The 3128-nt window shown below is 39.8% G+C and carries 4 protein-coding genes; 2 read left to right on the forward strand and 2 right to left on the reverse strand.

The features are described 5' to 3' along the window. Window positions 1-42 precede the first annotated feature (42 nt). Window positions 43-147, reverse strand: coding sequence for a cytochrome b6-f complex subunit PetM (gene petM / locus IQ229_RS20655; protein WP_094344256.1), 105 nt, complete (start codon window positions 145-147; stop codon window positions 43-45). Window positions 148-347: 200 nt separating this feature from the next. On the opposite strand from petM, the gene pdxA reads away from it, so the two are divergent. Beyond that, window positions 348-1442, forward strand: coding sequence for a 4-hydroxythreonine-4-phosphate dehydrogenase PdxA (gene pdxA, locus IQ229_RS20660; RefSeq protein ID WP_194046935.1), 1095 nt, complete (start codon window positions 348-350; stop codon window positions 1440-1442). A gap of 111 nt (window positions 1443-1553) precedes the next feature. Here the strand turns inward: pdxA and IQ229_RS20665 are convergent, their stop codons facing one another. Further along, window positions 1554-2273, reverse strand: coding sequence for a response regulator transcription factor (locus IQ229_RS20665; protein ID WP_194046936.1), 720 nt, complete (start codon window positions 2271-2273; stop codon window positions 1554-1556). Between the two features lies 1 nt (window position 2274). Here IQ229_RS20665 and IQ229_RS20670 point away from each other — a divergent pair, with 1 nt between their 5' ends. After that, window positions 2275-2451 carry a hypothetical protein gene (locus IQ229_RS20670; protein ID WP_190241030.1) on the forward strand — a complete coding sequence of 59 codons (177 nt, stop codon included), beginning with the start codon at window positions 2275-2277 and terminating at the stop codon, window positions 2449-2451. Window positions 2452-3128: the final 677 nt, after the last annotated feature.

Raw genomic sequence — 3128 nt, forward strand, 5'->3', positions numbered from 1 at the left:
GCACTCAGCACTCAGCACTCAGCACTCAGCACTCAGCACTAATTATTCTTCTGTGCCTTGAATTTTCAGTAACAACGCGCCCAAGCCCCAGCCTACGAAGATTAAACCGAAAGACAATAGAGCTGCATTCAAAATTTCGCCGCCCATTAGTGTGATTCTCCTTATGCAAATTGGTGTGTAAACTAGGTCTAGCAGAAGCTTTTCAACACTTGCTAGGATTAGACCTGTGTAAACAATTTTAAACTAGTTTAGCAGGTAATCCCTACTTGCTTGGGGGGCAATCCCTAGTATTAAGGAGAGATGGGTAAATTAGAAAATTTTGATAATAATAATTATGAAGAAATTTTATGTATCAAAATAATCAAGATGGTTTAATAAATTTTGTGAAAGAGAATCGTCCGCGTTTGGCGCTGACGCTGGGAGATCCGGCGGGAATTGGGCCAGAGGTGATTTTGAAAGCTTTAGCCGATCCAGAAATTCGTAAAAAATATGACGTTACACTAGTGGGTAACGGAGATTTGCTCGCACAGATTTATTACAAACTGAATTTAACTGAGAATTTAGTAGCTTTGGCAAATCCAGATGAGTTGTCAGTCAGCGATGTGCAGTTGGATGGAAAAATTAAAGATCAAATTATTTCAGGAATAGGTAATGCAGCCAGTGGTGCGGCTAGTTTTGCGTATATGGAATATGCGATCGCTCAAACACTGGCTGGTAAATTTGATGGTATTGTCACAGGGCCGATCGCTAAATCTGCTTGGAAAGCCGCAGGCTATAATTATCCAGGACAAACAGAACTTTTGGCACAGAAATCAGGTGTTGACCGTTTTGGGATGTTATTTGTAGCGCGATCGCCTCATACTAATTGGACACTCCGCGCTTTACTTGCAACCACACATATTCCCCTACGTCAAGTAGCCGATGTGTTGACACCGCAGTTGTTGACACAAAAACTAGATTTGCTGGTGGAGTGTTTAGAGAAAGATTTTGGTATATATAGAGGGAGAATTGCGATCGCAGGTTTGAATCCCCACAGTGGCGAACAGGGGCAACTTGGACATGAAGAGCAAGATTGGTTAATTCCCTGGTTAGAGCAAGAACGACAAAACCGACCACAATTGCAGTTAGATGGGCCGATACCGTCAGATACAATGTGGGTTAAACCTGGCCAAGCTTGGTATGGAAATTCTTTAGTACAAAATCTTGCTGATGGCTACTTGGCACTTTACCACGACCAAGGCTTAATTCCGGTGAAGCTGATGGCGTTTGATCGGGCAGTTAATACTTCTATCGGTCTTCCTTTCGTTCGTACTTCACCCGACCACGGAACAGCGTTTGATATTGCGGGTAAAGGAATTGCTGATGCTACGAGTATGAAAGCAGCAATACATTTAGCAGCTGAGCTGGTTAGTCAAAGATTGGCTAAGAAAAATAATGAATAGTTTCTAAGTACAGCTTTGCTTAAAATCGTCAAGGCAAGACCAAATCAGTTCCCAATATGGTTCAAAGTATTTCTTTTTTATCTCAGTGTTGTTTGCACCTCTGTAGTAGTCTTAAAAACTAGTATTCTCGTCGGGCGCTTCAAACTTGTAACCATAGCCTCGCACAGTTTTAATAAACTCCGGTATGCTGGGATCGACTTCCATCTTTTTGCGAAGCTGACCAATATGCACATCAACCACCCGGCCATCTCCTATGTAGTCGCAACCCCAGATTTTTTGGATTAGCTGTGGACGACTCCAAGCCTGATTAGGATGACTTGCCAAAAAATGTAAGATATTAAATTCCAGCGCTGTTAAGGCAAGAGTTTTATTGTTAAGTGTTACCTCGCGGCCCTCTGGATTAATTACCAGCTGCTTAAAAACGATACGTTGTGTTGGGGAGGGATTGATGTAGCGTATCCGCCTCAAAAGAGCTTCTACTCTAACTTCAACTTCTGCAAGACTAAATGGTTTAGTCATGAAATCATCAGCACCTGCGCTTAAGATTTTAATTTTATCAGCCTCGTCAGTCCTACTAGTCAGTATCAGCACTAAAACATTAGTACGACTCTGCATTTCTTGGCAAAGGCTATAACCAGTAACATCCGGCAAATTCCAATCCAGAATTACTAAAGCTGGATTGAATTGTTCAAACAACGATAAGGCAGTCCTACCATCTGCTGCCGACTCTATTTGATATTTCCGACTTAAAAAACGATAGACGAGATTTCGAACACCGAAGTCGTCATCAACGATCAGAATTTTGGGAGTAGTAGCAGTAACCATAACCATAATGCTGTCTATTGTAGATTGGGCGATTTGCTGTTGTGCCAGCTTTACTTTACGTGTTTTTGTTGAGTACCATCGCTACTGTAGTACTTGTGTACATTTGATTTTCCATGAAGCCGATCGCAACCTCAGCCATCATCATGCCGATAAAATTTATAATTATGGCATGATTTTTGCATAATTTGGAATTTGTATTGTATAATGTTAAATTTTTATAGTTGGAATAAGTGTAATTAAAAACCATCTCCGTAATCGCAAATAGTCAAAAGACACATCCAGAAGCGACGGCAATTGCTACAACTTTAAAAGAGTAACGCACTCCCTGATTAATTAGGTCTCTATAAAGGCTCACAAACTAACTTATCAGCCAATCTAGATTCTCAATTCCTACTTACTCGACTGTACTATAACCAATAAGTATGATCTCTTAAAGAAGGTCTACGGAAATCTACCCTGGTGCATTTACATATAGTTGCTCTCTTAAGCATATACTATACTACAAGTTTCAACCTGAGCTATGACAAGCCAAGGACTGAAAGCATCACCAGAAGGTATATAGGGCTTCAAAAACAGCTTTAACAGACAAAAGCAACAGCAAAAAGAATTGCTCTAGCAATATATTATGATGTCAATAAATTGCTGGGAGCTTGTTTAAATAGTACTGCTGACAGCAGAATTCAGAAGTAAAATACCCTTTATATTTGGGCAACAGATTTAGCTTGTGTAGCTCACAAACTTTTAATCTTCTGTATATAAATCTACAAGTTTAGCAGAAGATTGAAGAGACATTATTATTAGCGATCGCTGGTATTAAAAAGGTATCAATTACTATATTAATAGCTAAATAATTTTATTTTT

Origin of the sequence: Nostoc cf. edaphicum LEGE 07299 (assembly GCF_015207245.1) — a bacterium.
Taxonomy (GTDB): Bacteria; Cyanobacteriota; Cyanobacteriia; order Cyanobacteriales; family Nostocaceae; genus Nostoc; species Nostoc edaphicum_B.

Coding starts and splice junctions, on each gene's coding strand:
- petM (WP_094344256.1), bottom strand. CDS start 147: ATGGGCGGCGAAATTTTGAATGCAGCTCTATTGTCTTTCGGTTTAATC.
- pdxA (WP_194046935.1), top strand. CDS start 348: ATGTATCAAAATAATCAAGATGGTTTAATAAATTTTGTGAAAGAGAAT.
- IQ229_RS20665 (WP_194046936.1), bottom strand. CDS start 2,273: ATGGTTATGGTTACTGCTACTACTCCCAAAATTCTGATCGTTGATGAC.
- IQ229_RS20670 (WP_190241030.1), top strand. CDS start 2,275: ATGCTGTCTATTGTAGATTGGGCGATTTGCTGTTGTGCCAGCTTTACT.